The sequence below is a fragment of the Brevibacillus sp. AG genome, from assembly GCF_028369215.1.
Taxonomy (GTDB): Bacteria; Bacillota; Bacilli; order Brevibacillales; family Brevibacillaceae; genus Brevibacillus; species Brevibacillus porteri.
Map to the genome: position 1 here is coordinate 35,471 of NZ_JAQMYO010000020.1, position 16,485 is coordinate 51,955.

31 protein-coding genes are annotated in these 16,485 nt (G+C 47.4%); 30 read left to right on the forward strand and 1 reads right to left on the reverse strand.

The features are described 5' to 3' along the window. Positions 1-87 precede the first annotated feature (87 nt). Both tuf and POF51_RS30260 read left to right on the forward strand, forming a co-directional pair. Positions 88-1,278 (forward strand): elongation factor Tu, encoded by a 1,191-nt coding sequence (tuf, locus tag POF51_RS30255; protein WP_017247043.1) that lies wholly within the window; start codon positions 88-90, stop codon positions 1,276-1,278. A 153-nt stretch (positions 1,279-1,431) separates the two neighbouring features. Next, positions 1,432-2,367, forward strand: coding sequence for a DMT family transporter (locus tag POF51_RS30260; RefSeq protein ID WP_069852855.1), 936 nt, complete (start codon positions 1,432-1,434; stop codon positions 2,365-2,367). 25 nt (positions 2,368-2,392) lie between these two features. On the opposite strand, the gene POF51_RS30265 is transcribed toward POF51_RS30260, so the two are convergent. After that, positions 2,393-2,779: a globin domain-containing protein gene (locus tag POF51_RS30265; protein ID WP_017247045.1), complete on the reverse strand. Its 387-nt coding sequence runs from the start codon at positions 2,777-2,779 to the stop codon at positions 2,393-2,395. Positions 2,780-3,135: 356 nt separating this feature from the next. On the opposite strand from POF51_RS30265, the gene rpsJ reads away from it, so the two are divergent. The 28 genes from rpsJ (at position 3,136) to rpsK (ending at position 16,485) form a co-directional block, all read left to right on the forward strand. After that, entirely contained in the window at positions 3,136-3,444 is a 309-nt protein-coding gene (gene rpsJ / locus POF51_RS30270; protein ID WP_007716236.1) for a 30S ribosomal protein S10, read from the forward strand. A 147-nt stretch (positions 3,445-3,591) separates the two neighbouring features. Beyond that, positions 3,592-4,221 (forward strand): 50S ribosomal protein L3, encoded by a 630-nt coding sequence (rplC, locus tag POF51_RS30275; protein ID WP_017247047.1) that lies wholly within the window; start codon positions 3,592-3,594, stop codon positions 4,219-4,221. A 20-nt stretch (positions 4,222-4,241) separates the two neighbouring features. Beyond that, positions 4,242-4,865 (forward strand): 50S ribosomal protein L4, encoded by a 624-nt coding sequence (gene rplD / locus POF51_RS30280; RefSeq protein ID WP_017247048.1) that lies wholly within the window; start codon positions 4,242-4,244, stop codon positions 4,863-4,865. Then, on the forward strand, positions 4,865-5,155 hold the full coding sequence (gene rplW / locus POF51_RS30285) for a 50S ribosomal protein L23 (protein ID WP_007716243.1): 291 nt from the start codon (positions 4,865-4,867) through the stop codon (positions 5,153-5,155). The genes rplD and rplW overlap by 1 nt, the downstream gene beginning before the upstream one ends. Before the next feature lie 32 nt (positions 5,156-5,187). Continuing rightward, the gene (gene rplB, locus POF51_RS30290; protein WP_007716245.1) at positions 5,188-6,018 is read left to right on the forward strand and encodes a 50S ribosomal protein L2; all 831 of its coding nucleotides are present in this window, start codon (positions 5,188-5,190) and stop codon (positions 6,016-6,018) included. Positions 6,019-6,067: 49 nt separating this feature from the next. Continuing rightward, positions 6,068-6,349, forward strand: a complete 282-nt coding sequence (gene rpsS, locus POF51_RS30295) for a 30S ribosomal protein S19 (protein WP_007716246.1) — start codon at positions 6,068-6,070, stop codon at positions 6,347-6,349. Between the two features lie 29 nt (positions 6,350-6,378). Further along, positions 6,379-6,711, forward strand: a complete 333-nt coding sequence (rplV, locus tag POF51_RS30300) for a 50S ribosomal protein L22 (RefSeq protein WP_017247049.1) — start codon at positions 6,379-6,381, stop codon at positions 6,709-6,711. Between the two features lie 13 nt (positions 6,712-6,724). Continuing rightward, positions 6,725-7,387 carry a 30S ribosomal protein S3 gene (gene rpsC, locus POF51_RS30305; RefSeq protein WP_007716248.1) on the forward strand — a complete coding sequence of 221 codons (663 nt, stop codon included), beginning with the start codon at positions 6,725-6,727 and terminating at the stop codon, positions 7,385-7,387. Between the two features lie 2 nt (positions 7,388-7,389). Beyond that, entirely contained in the window at positions 7,390-7,824 is a 435-nt protein-coding gene (gene rplP, locus POF51_RS30310; RefSeq protein WP_007716249.1) for a 50S ribosomal protein L16, read from the forward strand. Then, positions 7,814-8,011 (forward strand): 50S ribosomal protein L29, encoded by a 198-nt coding sequence (rpmC, locus tag POF51_RS30315; protein ID WP_007716250.1) that lies wholly within the window; start codon positions 7,814-7,816, stop codon positions 8,009-8,011. The genes rplP and rpmC overlap by 11 nt, the downstream gene beginning before the upstream one ends. A gap of 22 nt (positions 8,012-8,033) precedes the next feature. Further along, positions 8,034-8,300, forward strand: a complete 267-nt coding sequence (rpsQ, locus tag POF51_RS30320; RefSeq protein WP_007716251.1) for a 30S ribosomal protein S17 — start codon at positions 8,034-8,036, stop codon at positions 8,298-8,300. Between the two features lie 42 nt (positions 8,301-8,342). After that, positions 8,343-8,711 (forward strand): 50S ribosomal protein L14, encoded by a 369-nt coding sequence (gene rplN, locus POF51_RS30325; RefSeq protein ID WP_017247050.1) that lies wholly within the window; start codon positions 8,343-8,345, stop codon positions 8,709-8,711. 49 nt (positions 8,712-8,760) lie between these two features. After that, positions 8,761-9,075: a 50S ribosomal protein L24 gene (gene rplX / locus POF51_RS30330; RefSeq protein ID WP_017247051.1), complete on the forward strand. Its 315-nt coding sequence runs from the start codon at positions 8,761-8,763 to the stop codon at positions 9,073-9,075. A gap of 26 nt (positions 9,076-9,101) precedes the next feature. Then, complete coding sequence (gene rplE / locus POF51_RS30335) at positions 9,102-9,644, forward strand: 50S ribosomal protein L5 (RefSeq protein WP_007716254.1); 543 nt, start codon at positions 9,102-9,104, stop codon at positions 9,642-9,644. Positions 9,645-9,668: 24 nt separating this feature from the next. Further along, on the forward strand, positions 9,669-9,854 hold the full coding sequence (locus POF51_RS30340; protein WP_005828830.1) for a type Z 30S ribosomal protein S14: 186 nt from the start codon (positions 9,669-9,671) through the stop codon (positions 9,852-9,854). A 27-nt stretch (positions 9,855-9,881) separates the two neighbouring features. Further along, positions 9,882-10,280 (forward strand): 30S ribosomal protein S8, encoded by a 399-nt coding sequence (rpsH, locus tag POF51_RS30345; RefSeq protein ID WP_007716262.1) that lies wholly within the window; start codon positions 9,882-9,884, stop codon positions 10,278-10,280. Between the two features lie 35 nt (positions 10,281-10,315). Beyond that, complete coding sequence (gene rplF, locus POF51_RS30350; protein WP_017247052.1) at positions 10,316-10,852, forward strand: 50S ribosomal protein L6; 537 nt, start codon at positions 10,316-10,318, stop codon at positions 10,850-10,852. 32 nt (positions 10,853-10,884) lie between these two features. Next, on the forward strand, positions 10,885-11,247 hold the full coding sequence (gene rplR, locus POF51_RS30355) for a 50S ribosomal protein L18 (protein WP_017247053.1): 363 nt from the start codon (positions 10,885-10,887) through the stop codon (positions 11,245-11,247). 18 nt (positions 11,248-11,265) lie between these two features. Continuing rightward, complete coding sequence (gene rpsE, locus POF51_RS30360) at positions 11,266-11,763, forward strand: 30S ribosomal protein S5 (protein ID WP_007716268.1); 498 nt, start codon at positions 11,266-11,268, stop codon at positions 11,761-11,763. Between the two features lie 16 nt (positions 11,764-11,779). Next, positions 11,780-11,965: a 50S ribosomal protein L30 gene (gene rpmD, locus POF51_RS30365; RefSeq protein ID WP_007716270.1), complete on the forward strand. Its 186-nt coding sequence runs from the start codon at positions 11,780-11,782 to the stop codon at positions 11,963-11,965. A 33-nt stretch (positions 11,966-11,998) separates the two neighbouring features. Further along, positions 11,999-12,439 carry a 50S ribosomal protein L15 gene (gene rplO / locus POF51_RS30370; RefSeq protein ID WP_007716272.1) on the forward strand — a complete coding sequence of 147 codons (441 nt, stop codon included), beginning with the start codon at positions 11,999-12,001 and terminating at the stop codon, positions 12,437-12,439. After that, positions 12,439-13,734: a preprotein translocase subunit SecY gene (secY, locus tag POF51_RS30375; RefSeq protein WP_069852853.1), complete on the forward strand. Its 1,296-nt coding sequence runs from the start codon at positions 12,439-12,441 to the stop codon at positions 13,732-13,734. The genes rplO and secY overlap by 1 nt, the downstream gene beginning before the upstream one ends. A gap of 60 nt (positions 13,735-13,794) precedes the next feature. Beyond that, positions 13,795-14,439, forward strand: coding sequence for an adenylate kinase (locus POF51_RS30380; RefSeq protein ID WP_017247055.1), 645 nt, complete (start codon positions 13,795-13,797; stop codon positions 14,437-14,439). 6 nt (positions 14,440-14,445) lie between these two features. Then, on the forward strand, positions 14,446-15,192 hold the full coding sequence (map, locus tag POF51_RS30385) for a type I methionyl aminopeptidase (protein ID WP_069852851.1): 747 nt from the start codon (positions 14,446-14,448) through the stop codon (positions 15,190-15,192). A gap of 118 nt (positions 15,193-15,310) precedes the next feature. Beyond that, positions 15,311-15,529 (forward strand): translation initiation factor IF-1, encoded by a 219-nt coding sequence (gene infA / locus POF51_RS30390; protein ID WP_003333772.1) that lies wholly within the window; start codon positions 15,311-15,313, stop codon positions 15,527-15,529. A 34-nt stretch (positions 15,530-15,563) separates the two neighbouring features. Continuing rightward, a complete protein-coding gene (gene rpmJ, locus POF51_RS30395) occupies positions 15,564-15,677 on the forward strand; it encodes a 50S ribosomal protein L36 (RefSeq protein ID WP_003333770.1) in 114 nt (37 codons plus the stop codon). 21 nt (positions 15,678-15,698) lie between these two features. Next, on the forward strand, positions 15,699-16,067 hold the full coding sequence (gene rpsM / locus POF51_RS30400; RefSeq protein ID WP_017247056.1) for a 30S ribosomal protein S13: 369 nt from the start codon (positions 15,699-15,701) through the stop codon (positions 16,065-16,067). Positions 16,068-16,083: 16 nt separating this feature from the next. Further along, positions 16,084-16,485: a 30S ribosomal protein S11 gene (gene rpsK / locus POF51_RS30405; protein ID WP_005828803.1), complete on the forward strand. Its 402-nt coding sequence runs from the start codon at positions 16,084-16,086 to the stop codon at positions 16,483-16,485.

Sequence of the window (16,485 nt, forward strand, 5' to 3'; positions counted from 1 at the left end):
GGTTTACAATATGGAAGGGACAACCATTCGTAAGGTAAACCTTTCTTCAAACCATAAAACCCTTATCTATAAGGAGGCTTTCCTCTCATGGCAAAAGCGAAATTTGAGCGTAATAAACCACACGTTAACATTGGTACTATCGGTCACGTTGACCATGGTAAAACTACCCTGACTGCTGCTATTACAACTGTATTGGCACAGAGCGGTAAAGCACAAGCTATGAACTATGCTGCAATTGACGCTGCTCCAGAAGAAAAAGAGCGCGGTATCACAATCAACACTGCTCACGTTGAGTACGAAACTGACAACCGTCACTATGCTCACGTTGACTGCCCTGGTCACGCTGACTACGTGAAAAACATGATTACTGGTGCTGCTCAAATGGACGGCGCTATCCTGGTTGTATCCGCAGCTGATGGCCCTATGCCACAAACTCGCGAGCACATCCTGCTCTCCAAGCAAGTAGGCGTACCTTACATCGTAGTATTCATGAACAAATGCGACATGGTAGACGATGAAGAGTTGTTGGAACTGGTTGAAATGGAAATCCGTGACCTGTTGTCTCAATATGAGTTCCCAGGTGACGACACTCCAGTAATCAAAGGTTCTGCTAAAGAAGCTTTGGATAACCCAACTGGTGACTGGGCTAAGAAAATTGTTGAGCTGATGGAAGCTGTAGATTCCTACATCCCAACTCCTGAGCGCGCAACTGACAAGCCGTTCCTGATGCCTGTAGAGGACGTGTTCACGATCACTGGTCGTGGTACTGTTGCTACTGGTCGCGTAGAGCGCGGTGTAGTAAAAGTTGGTGACCAAGTTGAGATCATCGGTTTGGCTGAAGAAACAAAAACAACTACTGTAACTGGCGTTGAGATGTTCCGCAAATTGCTGGATTCCGCTCAAGCTGGTGACAACATCGGTGCTCTTCTGCGCGGTGTAGACCGTAACGACATCGAGCGTGGACAATGCTTGGCGAAACCAGGTTCCGTTAAGCCTTACACGAAGTTCAAAGCAGAAGTTTACGTTCTGTCCAAAGAAGAAGGCGGACGTCACACTCCTTTCTTTGCTAACTACCGTCCACAATTCTACTTCCGTACAACTGACGTAACAGGTATCATCCAACTGCCAGAAGGCGTTGAAATGATCATGCCTGGCGACAACACTGAGTTCACTGTAGAACTGATCGCTCCAGTAGCGATGGAACAAGGTACTCGCTTCGCGATCCGCGAAGGTGGCCGTACAGTAGGCGCAGGCGTTGTAGCTTCTATCGACGCTTAGGTTTTACTGATACACAAAACCCGACAACTTTGGTTGTCGGGTTTTTTTATGTGCTTTTATCGAATTTTTAAATAACTCCCATCAAAATCATTCAATTTGCCTCTCGTAGCAATATGCTACAATACCATCAGGATTGGATGGGGGATACTAGAGATGAAAAATAATGAGCGATTATTGTTTCTTATGCTTGCGGGTGTTGTCACGCTGTGGGGATTGAACGTGGTCATGGTCAAATATTTAGCAACGTTCCCTCCATTATATGTCGCCGCCATACGCATGACTGTCGGTGGAATCTGTTTATCGCCACTCATCTTCTTATACAGAAAGAGTTTGCGATTTAGCAAAACAGATTGGTTTTTGTTGGCTGGAGTCGGTGCTAGTTCTATCGCGCTTCATCAAATAACGCTTGCGGCGGGTGTTCAATATACGACAGCAGGAAATGCATCGCTTATTCTTGGATTAAATCCATTGGCAACGGCGCTCTTGGCGATGCTTTTCTTAGGGGAAGGCATGTCGTTGAAAAAAGGGCTTGGCATTGGAATGGGCTTTGCCGGAGTATTGATTGTCGTCATCTCTCAGCACGGTGGCCTTCATATGAATGGCTGGGGAGATGCCATTATGTTTTTCTCCATGCTCATGTATGTAACGGGTGGTTTACTCATACGGAAATTGGTCGTAAGAGGGGTACCGGTACTTTTAATTACGGCTTTATCGCAAATGTTTGGGGTCATCTTCTTGTGGGGAGTTGCATTGACTGTTCAACCTGCTTCCTATTATCTTTCTTTGGATGTTTCTTCCTTCCAATGGCTTGTGATATTTGCTTCAGGTGCGCTATCAACAGCGCTCGGCTCGATCGGCTGGAATTATGGGATACGTCAGCTGGGAGCGAGTCGAACGGCTGTTTTCCTAAATGGAATGCCAATGGCCAGTTTGGTATTTGCGGCGATATTCCTGGGAGAAAGCCTTCAACTCGTACACTTACTAGCACTGTGTATGATCGTAGGCGGTGTTTATTTGGGATCGCGTAGCCTGGTGGGATCGAAAGCCACACGTGCAGCAGCAACGCCTGATATAACAACAAAAGCGTAGGACAGTAATTGTCCTACGCTTTTTCTTATTGATCCCACTTATTGACCATATGGTGGGCGGTTAAACGCAAGCGATCAAAGATTTGCTTCCGAATCTCGCCTTCGAGTCCAGTCAGATCCATGGCTTTATCCATACAAGCGAGCCAAGCCTCTGCCTGTATAGGTCCAATAGGGAACGGCATGTGCCGTGCTCTCAGCATTGGATGGCCATGGGCATCCGAATACAGGCTTGGACCACCGAGAAACTGTGTCAAAAACTGATATTGTCGCTCCTTCACTTGCGTTAAATCTTCAGGGAAGAGTTCGGTAATATCGGGATGCTGCTTTACCAGATCATAAAAGGTATCGACAAGACGGGTCAAGGTATCTGCACCGCCAATGATTTCATAAGGGGTTTGATTCACATCAGACATTGAGGAAAACCTCCATTTCATAACGATTACAATCATAAGTATAACGTCTTCCTTCTATTATAGATAGATTGCTCGGCGAGTTGGCAGGTAATCCCGCTTGCCTTTCTTCGCAGAAATCTGTAAGATGATCAAGGTGAGTCATTCAGTAGGCACACCATGTACAAAAAAATATACGGAAACCCAAGAAAAAACTTGCGTTGCCCAGATCTTTTTAGTACAATATTGAATGTTGGTCATGGACTTGCGATGATGTGGGAGGTTGCTGACACACCCGGGCCCTTTGCCATGACTGGGGTGCAGGATATTTCCACGGAGAAATGTCTGTTTAAAAAATGGGCGAAAAAGGAGGGACTTCAATGGCAAAGCAAAAGATTCGTATTCGTTTGAAGGCGTATGATCACAAAATCCTGGATCAGTCCGCAGAGAAAATCGTGGACACTGCGAAGCGTTCCGGTGCTAACGTATCCGGTCCAATTCCACTTCCTACGGAGAAAGCAATTTACACGATCCTGCGTGCGGTTCATAAGTACAAAGATTCTCGTGAGCAATTCGAGATGCGTACACATAAACGTTTGATCGATATCTTGAATCCAACACCACAAACAGTAGATGCTCTGATGCGTCTGGACCTGCCATCTGGTGTGGACATCGAGATTAAACTGTAAGGTCCCAAAAAGCGATACACGCGCAGACGTTGTCTTGATAAGCGTGTTATACCAAGCAACAAACCCTTAAATGGCACCCCTGCGCATCGATGGGGACTTGATACAACATAAAACGTTTTACTGAAATAAGCACAGGAGGTGGCACAAATGACCAAAGGAATCTTAGGGAAAAAACTTGGAATGAGTCAAGTTTTTGGTCCAAACGGAACAGCGATTGCTGTAACGGTTATCGAAGCAGGTTCTAACGTAGTTCTTCAGAAGAAAGACGTTGCAAACGACGGTTATGAAGCAATTCAAATCGGCTTCGAAGACAAAAAAGAACAGCGCGCTAACAAGCCGGAAAAAGGCCATGCAGCAAAAGCTAACACTGCTCCTAAGCGCTTCATTCGCGAAATTCGCGGAGTAAACCTCGCTGACTATGAGGTTGGTCAAGAGTTGAAGGCTGACATTTTTGCTGAGGGAGAATTCGTTGATGTTGCCGGCGTAACCAAGGGTAAAGGTTTCCAAGGTGCGATCAAACGTCACAATCAATCCCGCGGTCCTATGGCTCACGGTTCACGCTACCATCGCCGCCCAGGTTCTTTGGGTGCTGTCGATCCAGGTCGTGTATTTAAAGGCCAAACCCTGCCAGGTCAAATGGGTGGAGACAACGTTACCATTCAAAACCTGGAAGTGGTTAAAGTTATCGCAGAACGCAACTTGATTCTCGTAAAAGGCTCCGTGCCTGGTCCGAAAAACGGCTGCGTACTGGTTTCCACGGCAGTCAAGAAGAACTAGTAAGGAAAGGAGGAACTGACATGCCGAAAGTAGCTCTTTATAACCAAAGCGGTTCTCAAGTTGGCGAAATCGATCTGGCAGACAGCGTATTTGGGATTGAGCCTAACAGCGCAGTTCTGTACGATGCGATCGTGATGCAACAAGCATCCCAACGTCAAGGTACACATGATGTAAAGAACCGTTCTGAAGTACGTGGTGGTGGCCGCAAGCCATGGCGCCAAAAAGGTACAGGACGTGCACGCCAAGGTTCCATTCGCTCTCCGCAATGGAAAGGTGGCGGTGTTGTATTCGGTCCAACTCCGCGCAAATACGGTTACAAACTGAACCGTAAAGTTCGCCGTTTGGCACTGAAATCCGCACTCTCCGCAAAAGTACAAAGCAATGAAATGTTGGTTTTGGATGCTCTGAACATTGCAGCTCCTAAAACTAAAGAAATGACAGTTGTTCTGAACAACTTGAAAGCAGATCGCAAAGTTCTGATCGTTACTTCCGAGTACGACCAAAACGTAGCTCTTGCTTCCCGCAATATTCCAGGTGCAAAAATCGTAGATGCTGCAGGCATTAACGTTCTTGATCTGGTAGCGCATGACAAAGTAATCGTGACGAAAGAAGCGATTGCGAAAGTAGAGGAGGTGCTCGCCTAATGAAGAGCCTTCATGATGTCCTTAAACGCCCTGTCATTACCGAGCGCACCACTGACATGATGGCTGAGAAAAAGTACGTATTCGAAGTACCTCTCAAAGCCAACAAGACAGAAATCAAACAAGCTGTTGAAAAAGTATTTGGCGTAAAAGTAGAAGCAGTTAACACAGTTCGTGTACCTGCGAAACCAAAACGCTACGGAAAATACTCCGGTTACACATCCGAGTGGAAGAAAGCAATCGTTAAGCTGACTGATGACAGCAAAGAATTGGCCTTCTACGAGGGAGTATAACCTCGACGACTACCGAAAAGGAGGGTATTAACATGGGTATCAAAAAGTTTAAACCGACTTCTCCTGGTCGTCGCCAAATGACGGTTTCTACTTTCGAGGAGATCACCACGTCGACTCCCGAAAAATCCTTGTTGGCGCCTCTCAGCAAAAAAGCTGGTCGCAACAACCAAGGTAGAATTACCGTTCGTCATCAAGGTGGCGGTCACAAACGTAAATACCGTATTATCGACTTCAAACGTAACAAAGATGGTATCATTGGTCGCGTAGCAACCATTGAATACGATCCAAACCGTTCCGCTAACATTGCGCTGATCAACTATGCAGACGGTGAAAAGCGTTACATTATCGCTCCACAAAACCTGAAAGTGGGCGACCAGATTGTATCCGGAGCAGATGCCGACATCAAAATCGGTAACGCACTGCCAATGGAGAAAATCCCGGTAGGTACTACCATCCACAACATCGAGCTGAAACCTGGTAAGGGTGGCCAATTGGTTCGCGCTGCTGGTACTTCTGCTCAATTGCTTGGTCGTGATGGTGAATTCGTAATCGTACGCCTGTCTTCCGGTGAAACTCGCCGCATTCATAACGTATGCCGCGCTACCATCGGTCAAGTAGGTAACCAAGATCACGAATTGCTGAACATCGGTAAAGCAGGACGTTCCCGCTGGTTGGGTATTCGCCCGACAGTTCGCGGTAGCGTAATGAACCCTAACGATCACCCACACGGTGGTGGTGAAGGTCGCGCTCCAATCGGTCGTAAGGCTCCTGTTACTCCTTGGGGTAAACCAACCCTGGGTCTCAAGACTCGTAAGAAGAAGAACAAGTCCGACCAGTACATCATCCGCCGCCGTAAAAAGTAAGGTAGGCTGATACTATAACCGAACGCCTATGGCGAAGGGAGGTTCACTAATGGGACGTAGCTTAAAAAAGGGTCCTTTCGTGGATGACCACTTGATGAAAAAAGTTGACGAGCAAAATGAAAAGAACGAGAAACGCGTGATCAAAACATGGTCTCGCCGTTCCACCATCTTCCCTGATTTCGTAGGACACACGTTTGCAGTTTACGATGGCCGCAAACATGTACCTGTATACGTATCGGAAGACATGGTTGGTCATAAATTGGGTGAATTCGCACCAACTCGTACCTTCAAGGGTCACGTCGACAACGACAAGAAGTCCAAGAAGCGCTAATTTTCTCTTGACAGAGAGGAGGTACAAAGATGGAAGCAAAAGCAGTTGCACGGAATATTCGCATCGCGTCTCGTAAAGTCCGCCTGGTGGTTGACTTGATCAGAGGCAAGCAAGTAGGTGAAGCTTTGGCGATCTTGAAACACACGCCAAAGGCAGCTTCTCCAGTTGTTGAAAAGCTCCTGAAGTCGGCTATTGCAAACGCTGAGCACAACTATGAGCTGGATCCAAATAGCTTGGTAGTAGGCAAAATCTTCGTAGACCAAGGTCCTACGTTGAAGCGTTTCCGTCCGCGCGCTATGGGTCGCGCTAGCCGCATCCATAAACGCACGAGCCACATCACAGTGGTACTAAACGAGAAATAAGGAGGGATTACGTGTGGGTCAAAAGGTAAGCCCGGTAGGTCTTCGGATCGGTGTCATTCGTGACTGGGAGTCCAAATGGTACGCTGACAAGGACTTCGCAACTCTGTTGCACGAAGACTTGAAAATCCGTAAGTATGTAAAAGGGCGTCTGAAGGATGCTGCTGTATCCACGATCGAAATCGAACGCGCAGCTAATCGCGTGAACGTTACGATTCACACCGCTAAGCCTGGTATGGTAATTGGTAAAGGTGGTTCAGAGGTTGAAACTCTGCGCAAAACTTTGACCGAACTGACTGGCAAACGCGTTCATATCAACATCAACGAAGTAAAACGTCCGGATCTGGATGCTACTCTTGTAGCTGAAAATATTGCACGCCAATTGGAAAACCGCATTTCTTTCCGCCGTGCGCAAAAGCAATCGATCACTCGTTCGCTGCGCTCAGGTGCTAAAGGTATCAAAACCTTGGTAAGCGGTCGTCTTGGCGGCGCGGACATCGCACGTTCTGAAGGTTACAGCGAAGGTACTGTTCCGCTTCACACATTGCGCGCTGACATCGACTACGGTACTGCTGAAGCACATACCACTTATGGTCGCATCGGTGTTAAAGTGTGGATCTATCGTGGAGAAGTCCTTCCAGCGAGAAAGAACGTCGCTACTGAGGAAGGAGGCAAGTAATCATGTTGACGCCAAAACGCGTGAAACACCGTAAACAACACCGCGGGAAAATGGCAGGTAACGCAAAAGGCGGTACCACTGTTGCGTTCGGTGAATACGGATTGCAAGCAATGGAACCATCTTGGGTAACCAACCGTCAAATCGAGGCTGCCCGTATTGCAATGACCCGTTACATTAAACGTGGTGGTAAAGTCTGGATTAAAATTTTCCCTGACAAACCAGTTACACAAAAACCGCTCGAAGTACGGATGGGTTCCGGTAAAGGTTCTCCTGAGAAATGGGTAGCGGTAGTGAAGCCAGGCAAGATCATGTTTGAACTTGCTGGTGTTCCTGAAGAAGTCGCTCGCGAAGCTATGCGTCTGGCTATGCACAAACTGCCTATCAAGTGCAAGTTCGTGAAGCGTGAAGAAGTGGGTGGTGACGCACATGAAGGCTAATGAGTACCGTAATTTGACCACTGCCGAGCTCGAACAAAACGTTACTTCTTTGAAAGAAGAGTTGTTCAACCTTCGTTTCCAGTTGGCTACCGGTCAACTCGAAACCACATCTCGTATCAAACAAGTGCGTAAGGATATTGCTCGTGCGAAAACCGTCCTGCGCCAGAGAGAATTGGGAATCGGCTAATTATAGGAAGGAGGTTTGAACGATGACCGCAGATCGCAATATGCGTCGAACCGTTGTAGGTCGCGTCGTTTCCGACAAGATGGATAAAACCATTGTTGTTCTTGTTGAAACTTACAAGACACACCCATTGTACGGTAAACGCATGAAATTCTCCAAAAAGTTCAAGGCTCACGATGAGAACAACGCAGCAAAAGTTGGCGACATCGTAGAAATCATGGAAACTCGTCCATTGTCTAAAGACAAGCGTTTCCGTATGGTACGTATCGTTGAAGAGGCAGTAATCGTATAAGTCAGATTTTCGGATAGATAAATCCGAAAGGAGGAACAGTAAATGATCCAAACTCAAACGAGATTGGCTGTTGCTGACAACTCCGGTGCTAAGGAACTCATGTGCATCAAGGTTCTGGGTGGTTCCGGTCGCAAAACGGCGAACATCGGGGATGTTATCGTGTGCTCCGTAAAATCCGCTACACCCGGCGGCGTTGTCAAGAAAGGTCAAGTAGTTAAAGCGGTTGTAGTACGCACAGCAAGTGGCGTTCGTCGTAACGATGGTTCTTACATCAAGTTCGATGAGAATGCAGCTGTAGTTATCAAAGACGATCAATCCCCTCGTGGTACTCGTATCTTTGGACCTGTGGCTCGTGAGCTCCGCGATAAGGATTTCATGAAGATCATCTCTCTGGCTCCAGAGGTTATCTAATTGAACGGCAAAACTCAGGCAGTTTGTTCGATAGGAGGTGCACCAAGCGATGCACGTTAAAAAAGGCGACACTGTTATCGTAAATGCGGGCAAAGATAAAGGCAAAAAAGGTCGCGTTCTCGCTGCTTATCCGAAGAAAGAACGCGTTCTGGTTGAAGGTATCAACCTCGTGAAGAAACACAGCCGTCCGTCCCAAGCTAACCCGCAAGGTGGCATTGTGACTCAAGAAGCAGCTATTCACGTATCCAACGTATCTTTGATCGATCCGAAGTCCGGAAAAGCTACTCGCATCGGTTACAAAGTATTGGATAGCGGCAAGAAAGTTCGGTACGCGAAAAAGTCTGGCGAAGTACTCGACAAGTAGTCAGGTTGGAAAGGAGGATATCCTAGATGGCAACAAGATTGAAAGAAAAGTATACGAGCGAAATCGTGCCTGGCTTGATGAGCAAGTTCAACTACACTTCCATCATGCAAGTGCCGAAAGTAGAAAAGATCATCATCAATATGGGTGTAGGCGAAGCGGTAGCTAACGCTAAGTCCTTGGATACTGCAATTGAAGACCTGCAAATCATCGCTGGTCAAAAACCTGTAGTAACAAAGGCTAAGAAATCCATCGCGGGTTTCAAATTGCGTGAAGGTATGCCGATCGGTGCAAAGGTTACTCTGCGCGGCGAGCGTATGTACCACTTCCTCGACAAATTGATGAACGTATCTCTCCCGCGTGTTCGTGACTTCCGTGGAATTTCTTCCAAGGCTTTTGACGGTCGCGGTAACTACACACTCGGTCTGAAGGAACAACTGATCTTCCCTGAGATCGAGTACGATAAAATTGATAAAGTTCGTGGTATGGACATCGTTATTGTTACTTCCGCGAAAACGGATGAGGAAGCTCGTGAGTTGCTGACTCAAATGGGTATGCCATTCCGTAAATAAACCCACTCGTAAGGAGGGAAGAATGTGGCAAAGAAATCAATGATCATCAAGCAACAGCGGCAGCCGAAGTTTGCAGTACGCGCGTACACTCGTTGCGAGCGTTGCGGACGTCCTCACTCCGTATTGCGCAAATTCAAACTCTGCCGTATTTGCTTCCGTGAACTTGCTTATAAAGGTCAAATTCCAGGCGTGAAAAAAGCAAGCTGGTAATTTGAAACGGGAAGGAGGTTTTCTCTCATGGTTATGACTGATCCAATCGCAGATATGTTGACACGTATTCGTAACGCCAACATGGTTCGCCACGAGAAAGTGGAAATCCCGGCGTCCACCATCAAGAAGGAAATCGCGCGCATTCTGAAAGAAGAAGGCTTCATCCGCGATGCGGAGTTTGTTGAAGACAACAAACAAGGAATCATCCGCGTATTCCTGAAATATGGTGCGAGCAACGAGCGCGTCATCACAGGTCTGAAACGTATCTCCAAGCCAGGACTTCGTGTTTATGCAAAGAACAATGAAGTACCTAAGGTTTTGGGTGGTCTCGGTTGCGCGATCATCTCTACATCCACTGGTGTAATGACTGACAAGCAAGCTCGTCAAGCACATGTTGGTGGAGAGGTTCTCGCATACATTTGGTAATTAATAGATCGTAAATAGCACAGGAGGTGCACCACATGTCTCGTGTCGGTAGAAAACCGATCGTGGTCCCTGCAGGCGTTACCCTCACTCTGAACGGTACTGAGCTGACGGTAAAAGGCCCTAAGGGTCAACTCGTTCGTAGCTTCCATGAAGATATCAAAATCAACATCGCTGAAAACGAAGTAGTAGTAGAGCGTCCAAGCGATAACAAACTTCACCGTTCCCTGCATGGTACGACTCGTGCGCTGGTATCCAACATGGTAACTGGCGTATCTGAAGGCTTCACTCGTACCCTGGAACTGGTCGGTGTAGGTTACCGTGCTGCCAAGTCTGGCAACGGTGTTACTCTCTCTCTTGGTTTCTCCCACCCAGTGGAAGTTACTCCAGAAGCGGGTATCGAAATCGATGTACCTAACCAAACGACTCTGATTGTTAAAGGTATCAACAAAGAGCGTGTAGGCCAAGTTGCTGCTGAGATTCGTTCCCTGCGCAAACCTGAGCCATACAAAGGTAAAGGTATCAAGTACAGCAATGAAGTGGTTCGTCGTAAAGAAGGTAAAAAAGGTAAATAAGCTTCTAGCTTCATGAGAAAGGAGGCCGCTTAATGTTTACGAAAGCTGATAAAAACAAAGCTCGGAAAAAACGTCATCTGCGAATCCGCAAACGCGTGATTGGTTCTACCATTCGCCCGCGTCTGAACGTATTCCGTTCTTCTAAGCACATCTACGCTCAATTGATCGACGATGCAACTGGCGTAACACTGGTATCCGCATCTTCTTTGGATAAAGAGCTGGGCCTGAATAATGGCGCTAACGTGGAAGCTGCTACAGCTGTTGGCACACTGATCGCTAAGCGTGCACAAGAAAAAGGTGCGACTGAAGTGATTTTTGACCGCGGTGGTTACATCTATCATGGACGTATTAAAGCACTGGCAGAAGCAGCTCGTGAAGCTGGTCTGCAATTCTAACAACAAGGAGGGTAAGGAATGCGTATCGACCCTAGCAAATTAGAGCTCGAAGAAAAAGTAGTCGCAGTTAACCGTGTAGCAAAAACGGTTAAAGGTGGACGTCGTATGAGCTTCAGCGCCTTGGTTGTTGTGGGAGACCGTAACGGCCACGTAGGTGCTGGTATGGGTAAAGCTCAAGAAGTTCCAGACGCCATTCGCAAAGCGATTGACGATGCTAAGAAAAAATTGATCCGTGTACCGATGAGAGGAACAACTGTTCCGCACCAAGTACTGTGCCAATTCGGCGCTGGTAAGGTTCTCATCAAGCCTGCTGCCCCTGGTACAGGTGTTATCGCTGGTGGACCTGTTCGTGCCGTACTCGAACTGGCTGGTGTAGGCGATATTTTGAGTAAGTCTCTTGGTTCCAACAATCCTATCAACATGGTCAACGCTACGCTGGAAGGCCTCGGCCGTCTGAAAACAGCGGAAGATGTCGCGAAATTGCGCGGTAAGACTGTTGACGAGTTGTTGGGTTAATAAGGAGGGAATGAAAATGGCAAAATTGCAAATCACCCTCAAACGCAGCTTGATTGGTCGCACTGTTGACCAACAAGACACTGTAAAAGCTCTGGGTCTTCGCAAAATCAACTCCACTGTAGTGAAGGAAGATAACGCTGCAATCCGTGGAATGGTTTTCAAAGTGAAGCACTTGGTTGAAGTGAAAGAAGTAGAAGCTTAATTGAACATCTCAATTAGTTAGGAGGTGCAACGTATGAAATTGCATGAACTGCAACCTGCAGAAGGATCCCGTCACACTCGTAAGCGCATCGGTCGCGGTATTGGTAGCGGTACTGGCAAAACTGCTGGTAAAGGTCACAAAGGTCAAAACGCTCGTTCCGGCGGAGGTGTTCGCCCAGGATTCGAGGGTGGTCAAAACCCATTGTACCGTCGTCTGCCTAAGCGTGGTTTCACTAACATCAGCCGCAAAGAATTTGCGATTGTTAGCTTGGACGCGCTGAACCGTTTCGAAGAGGGCACTGTAGTAACACCTGAGCTGTTGAAAGAAACAGGTGTTATCAGCGCGCTGCGCGACGGTGTTAAGGTTCTTGCTAACGGTGAACTGACTGTGAAGCTGACTGTAAAAGCTCACAAGTTCTCCGGAGCAGCTGCTGAGAAGATCGCTCAAGTCGGTGGAACAACCGAGGTGATCTAATGTTAGCGTCCTTAACTAACATTTTTAAAATTAGCGACCTTCGTCGCAAGATCCTTTTTACGCTCATGATGCTGGTTGTTTTCCGGATCGGAAGCTTTGTGCCAGTTCCTAACGTAAATGTCGAGTTGTTTCAGCAGAATACAAACCAACTACTGGGCTTGTTGAACACCTTCTCAGGTGGAGCACTGCAAAACTTCTCGATTTTTGCCATGGGTATCATGCCGTACATTACGGCATCGATTATCATGCAGCTGATGTCCATGGATGTTGTGCCTAAGCTTACGCAATGGGCACGTGAAGGGGAAGTTGGCCGTCGCAAGATTGCCACCGTTACCCGTTACGCTACCATCATCCTTGGTTTGATTCAGTCTGTAGGGATGACGATTGGATTCAACAATATGGCGCCTGGATTGCTAAACGACACGTCGGTTAGCAGCTATGCACTCATTGCGTTGACTTTGACAGCTGGGACCGCATTCATGATGTGGATGGGGGAACAGATTACGGAGAATGGTATCGGTAACGGGATTTCGATCCTGATCGTTGCCGGGATCGTTGCTGGATTGCCTAATGCAGCTGCGACGATTTACACCACGATGTTTGGTGATCCATCTGTAAACATCTTTTTCAGCATCGTCAAGGTTCTGCTTATCCTATTGGTGGTCCTCGCCATTATTGTCGGGGTTATCTTTATGCAGCAAGGTCTTCGTAAGATTCCAGTGCAATATGCGAAACGAGTGGTTGGACGCAAAATGTACGGTGGTCAATCTACCCACATTCCGCTGAAAATCAACTCTGCTGGTGTTATTCCTGTTATCTTTGCGGTATCGCTGGTAATGTTCCCGTCAACGATTGCTCAGTTCTGGGTGGATGCATCTGGACAAGGATTTGCTAACTGGATTTATCAGAACTTCCAAGTCAACAAACCATTAGGAATGACGCTCTACGCTATCTTGATTCTCGGATTCACCTACTTCTACACATTCGTACAGATCAACCCTGTACAAATGGCAGAAAACATGAGAAAAAATGGTGGTTACATTCCTGGTATCCGACCTGGTAAAAACACTGAGGTATTCATTACTCGTACATTAAACCGGTTAACATTGGCGGGCGCTTTGTTCCTTATGACAATTGCCATTTTGCCATTCTTCTTCGGTAGTATTGCAAACTTGCCGCAATCCATTTTCATCGGCGGTACATCGCTCTTGATCGTGGTCGGGGTATGCTTGGATACAATGAAGCAGATTGAAAGTCAAATGATCAAACGCCACTACCAAGGGTTTATCAAGTAATGACTTAGATGTTTACAGAAAAGCTTTTGTAGCTTTTTTGATGGGACGGAGGGAATGGACGTGAATATAATTCTGATGGGACTGCCTGGAGCCGGTAAAGGGACACAGGCAGAACGTATCGTAGAAGAGTTTGACATCCCGCACATTTCGACTGGCGACATGTTCCGAGCTGCGGTCAAAAACGAAACGCCGCTCGGACTAGAGGCTAAATCCTACATGGATAAAGGTCATCTCGTCCCAGACGAGGTCGTCATTGGTATTGTGCGGGAGCGCCTTTCGATGGAAGACTGCGCAAAGGGATTCCTCTTAGATGGTTTTCCACGCACAGTTCCTCAGGCGGAAGCGTTGACAGCTACAGTAAAAGAGCTGGGACGCGAAATTGACCATGTAATTAACATCAACGTTCAACGCGAGCAATTGATTGAACGTCTGACCGGTCGCTGGATCTGCCCTGTTTGCGGTGCTAGCTATCACACGATGTTCAATCCTCCAAAAGAGGCTGGCGTATGTGATAAAGATGGTGGTAAGCTGTATCAGCGTGAAGACGACAAGATCGAAGTGGTAACACAACGCCTTGACGTAAATATCGCTCAAACACAGCCACTTATCGACTACTACTCCGCACAGGAACTTCTGCGAGATATCGATGGAGAACAAGATATCCAGGTAGTGTTTGCGGAAATTAAGTCTTTGTTGCGAGGGTAATTGCGAATGATTATCCTAAAGTCGAAAGCAGAACTTGAGGTTATGCGCGAAGCTGGTCGTATCGTCGCACTCACCCATCAAGAACTGGCCAAGGCGATCAAGCCTGGTGTCACGACGAAGCAGCTAGACGAAATTGCCGAGACCTTTATTCGAAGCATGGGAGCAATTCCATCGTTTAAAGGCTATGGTGGCTTTCCAGGAAGTATCTGTGCTTCAGTCAATGAAGAACTCGTACACGGGATCCCAGGTAAACGGGCGTTGCAAGAAGGAGACATTATCAGTATCGACATTGGTGCCCAGTTTCAGGGTTACCATGGCGACTCCGCTTGGACGTATCCGGTCGGTAAGATTTCAACAGAAAACCAGAAGCTGCTCAGAGTAACGGAAGAGTCGTTGTACAAGGGGCTTGAAAAAGCTGTTCCGGGTGGACGCTTATCCGATATCTCTCATGCGATTCAGGTTCATGCAGAAGCTGCCGACTTCACACTCGTTCGCGAGTATGTGGGGCATGGGATCGGGCAAAACTTGCACGAAGATCCACAGGTTCCTAACTTCGGCCCTCCTGATCGAGGACCGCGGTTAAAACCAGGCATGGTGTTGGCAATTGAGCCAATGGTAAATGCCGGCGAACGTTATGTCCGCACATTGGAGGACAATTGGACGGTAGTAACAGTGGATCGGAAAACTTGTGCTCATTTTGAACACACCATCGCGATTACGGAAGATGGCTATGAGATTTTTACACGGACATAAAAACGGTAGTTCCGAATGCTTCGGGATTGTCGTCCAACGTGTCGACGATAAGTTCGTTGTGTGATCATTTCGCAAAACTCATGGTCCGACTGAAGAGCAGAAGAAAGGAGAGTTTACCATGGCAAAAGATGATGTAATTGAGGTGGAAGGTACGGTAATCGAACCTTTGCCAAATGCTATGTTTCGAGTAGAATTAGAGAATGGACATAAAGTCCTCGCTCACGTCTCAGGAAAAATCCGCATGCACTTTATCCGTATCCTGCCGGGGGATAAAGTAACTGTTGAACTGTCGCCGTACGACTTAACCCGCGGACGTATTACGTACCGCTATAAATAGTAAGCAAAACCCCTAGAAAAGGGAGGCAAGAACCATGAAAGTGAGACCTTCGGTTAAACCGATCTGCGAGAAATGCAAGGTTATCCGTCGCAAAGGTAACGTAATGGTTATTTGTGAAAATCCGAAGCATAAGCAAAAACAAGGGTAAACAAGGAGGTGCTTTTGACACATGGCACGTATTGCAGGCGTAGACTTGCCGCGCGAAAAACGCGTTGAAGTTGCTCTTACCTACATTTTTGGTATTGGCCGCCCCACGTCTCAAAAAATTCTGTCCTCTACTGGCGTAGACGCTAACACTCGTGTTCGCGATCTGACAGAAGACGAAGTAAACAAACTTCGTGAGTACATCGACAAAACTGTGAAGGTGGAAGGTGACCTCCGTCGTGAGATCTCCCTCAACATCAAGCGTCTGATGGAAATCGGTTGCTTCCGTGGCATCCGTCATCGTCGTGGACTTCCAGTTCGCGGTCAACGTTCTAAAACAAATGCTCGTACGCGTAAAGGTCCACGCCGTACAGTAGCAAACAAGAAGAAGTAAAGGAGGGTAATCTGACATGGCGAAAAGAAAACAAGCTACAGCAACTCGTACCCGTCGTCGTGACCGTAAGAATGTTGAAGTCGGCGTAGCACACATCCGTTCTACTTTCAACAATACGATCGTCACTATCACGGATCCACACGGTAACGCGATCTCTTGGTCCAGTGCTGGTTCCCTCGGCTTCAAAGGCTCCCGTAAAAGCACTCCATTTGCTGCGCAAATGGCTGCTGAAGCGGCTGCACGCGTTGCAATGGAACACGGCATGCGTTCCCTTGAAGTATCAGTAAAAGGCCCAGGTGCTGGTCGTGAAGCTGCGATCCGTTCCCTGCAAGCTACTGGTCTTGAAGTGAACATGATTAAAGACGTGACGCCAATTCCGCATAACGGTTGCCGTCCACCAAAACGTCGCCGCGTGTAA

Coding starts and splice junctions, on each gene's coding strand:
- tuf (WP_017247043.1), top strand. CDS start 88: ATGGCAAAAGCGAAATTTGAGCGTAATAAACCACACGTTAACATTGGT.
- POF51_RS30260 (WP_069852855.1), top strand. CDS start 1,432: ATGAAAAATAATGAGCGATTATTGTTTCTTATGCTTGCGGGTGTTGTC.
- POF51_RS30265 (WP_017247045.1), bottom strand. CDS start 2,779: ATGTCTGATGTGAATCAAACCCCTTATGAAATCATTGGCGGTGCAGAT.
- rpsJ (WP_007716236.1), top strand. CDS start 3,136: ATGGCAAAGCAAAAGATTCGTATTCGTTTGAAGGCGTATGATCACAAA.
- rplC (WP_017247047.1), top strand. CDS start 3,592: ATGACCAAAGGAATCTTAGGGAAAAAACTTGGAATGAGTCAAGTTTTT.
- rplD (WP_017247048.1), top strand. CDS start 4,242: ATGCCGAAAGTAGCTCTTTATAACCAAAGCGGTTCTCAAGTTGGCGAA.
- rplW (WP_007716243.1), top strand. CDS start 4,865: ATGAAGAGCCTTCATGATGTCCTTAAACGCCCTGTCATTACCGAGCGC.
- rplB (WP_007716245.1), top strand. CDS start 5,188: ATGGGTATCAAAAAGTTTAAACCGACTTCTCCTGGTCGTCGCCAAATG.
- rpsS (WP_007716246.1), top strand. CDS start 6,068: ATGGGACGTAGCTTAAAAAAGGGTCCTTTCGTGGATGACCACTTGATG.
- rplV (WP_017247049.1), top strand. CDS start 6,379: ATGGAAGCAAAAGCAGTTGCACGGAATATTCGCATCGCGTCTCGTAAA.
- rplP (WP_007716249.1), top strand. CDS start 7,390: ATGTTGACGCCAAAACGCGTGAAACACCGTAAACAACACCGCGGGAAA.
- rpmC (WP_007716250.1), top strand. CDS start 7,814: ATGAAGGCTAATGAGTACCGTAATTTGACCACTGCCGAGCTCGAACAA.
- rpsQ (WP_007716251.1), top strand. CDS start 8,034: ATGACCGCAGATCGCAATATGCGTCGAACCGTTGTAGGTCGCGTCGTT.
- rplN (WP_017247050.1), top strand. CDS start 8,343: ATGATCCAAACTCAAACGAGATTGGCTGTTGCTGACAACTCCGGTGCT.
- rplX (WP_017247051.1), top strand. CDS start 8,761: ATGCACGTTAAAAAAGGCGACACTGTTATCGTAAATGCGGGCAAAGAT.
- rplE (WP_007716254.1), top strand. CDS start 9,102: ATGGCAACAAGATTGAAAGAAAAGTATACGAGCGAAATCGTGCCTGGC.
- rpsH (WP_007716262.1), top strand. CDS start 9,882: ATGGTTATGACTGATCCAATCGCAGATATGTTGACACGTATTCGTAAC.
- rplF (WP_017247052.1), top strand. CDS start 10,316: ATGTCTCGTGTCGGTAGAAAACCGATCGTGGTCCCTGCAGGCGTTACC.
- rplR (WP_017247053.1), top strand. CDS start 10,885: ATGTTTACGAAAGCTGATAAAAACAAAGCTCGGAAAAAACGTCATCTG.
- rpsE (WP_007716268.1), top strand. CDS start 11,266: ATGCGTATCGACCCTAGCAAATTAGAGCTCGAAGAAAAAGTAGTCGCA.
- rpmD (WP_007716270.1), top strand. CDS start 11,780: ATGGCAAAATTGCAAATCACCCTCAAACGCAGCTTGATTGGTCGCACT.
- rplO (WP_007716272.1), top strand. CDS start 11,999: ATGAAATTGCATGAACTGCAACCTGCAGAAGGATCCCGTCACACTCGT.
- secY (WP_069852853.1), top strand. CDS start 12,439: ATGTTAGCGTCCTTAACTAACATTTTTAAAATTAGCGACCTTCGTCGC.
- map (WP_069852851.1), top strand. CDS start 14,446: ATGATTATCCTAAAGTCGAAAGCAGAACTTGAGGTTATGCGCGAAGCT.
- infA (WP_003333772.1), top strand. CDS start 15,311: ATGGCAAAAGATGATGTAATTGAGGTGGAAGGTACGGTAATCGAACCT.
- rpmJ (WP_003333770.1), top strand. CDS start 15,564: ATGAAAGTGAGACCTTCGGTTAAACCGATCTGCGAGAAATGCAAGGTT.
- rpsM (WP_017247056.1), top strand. CDS start 15,699: ATGGCACGTATTGCAGGCGTAGACTTGCCGCGCGAAAAACGCGTTGAA.
- rpsK (WP_005828803.1), top strand. CDS start 16,084: ATGGCGAAAAGAAAACAAGCTACAGCAACTCGTACCCGTCGTCGTGAC.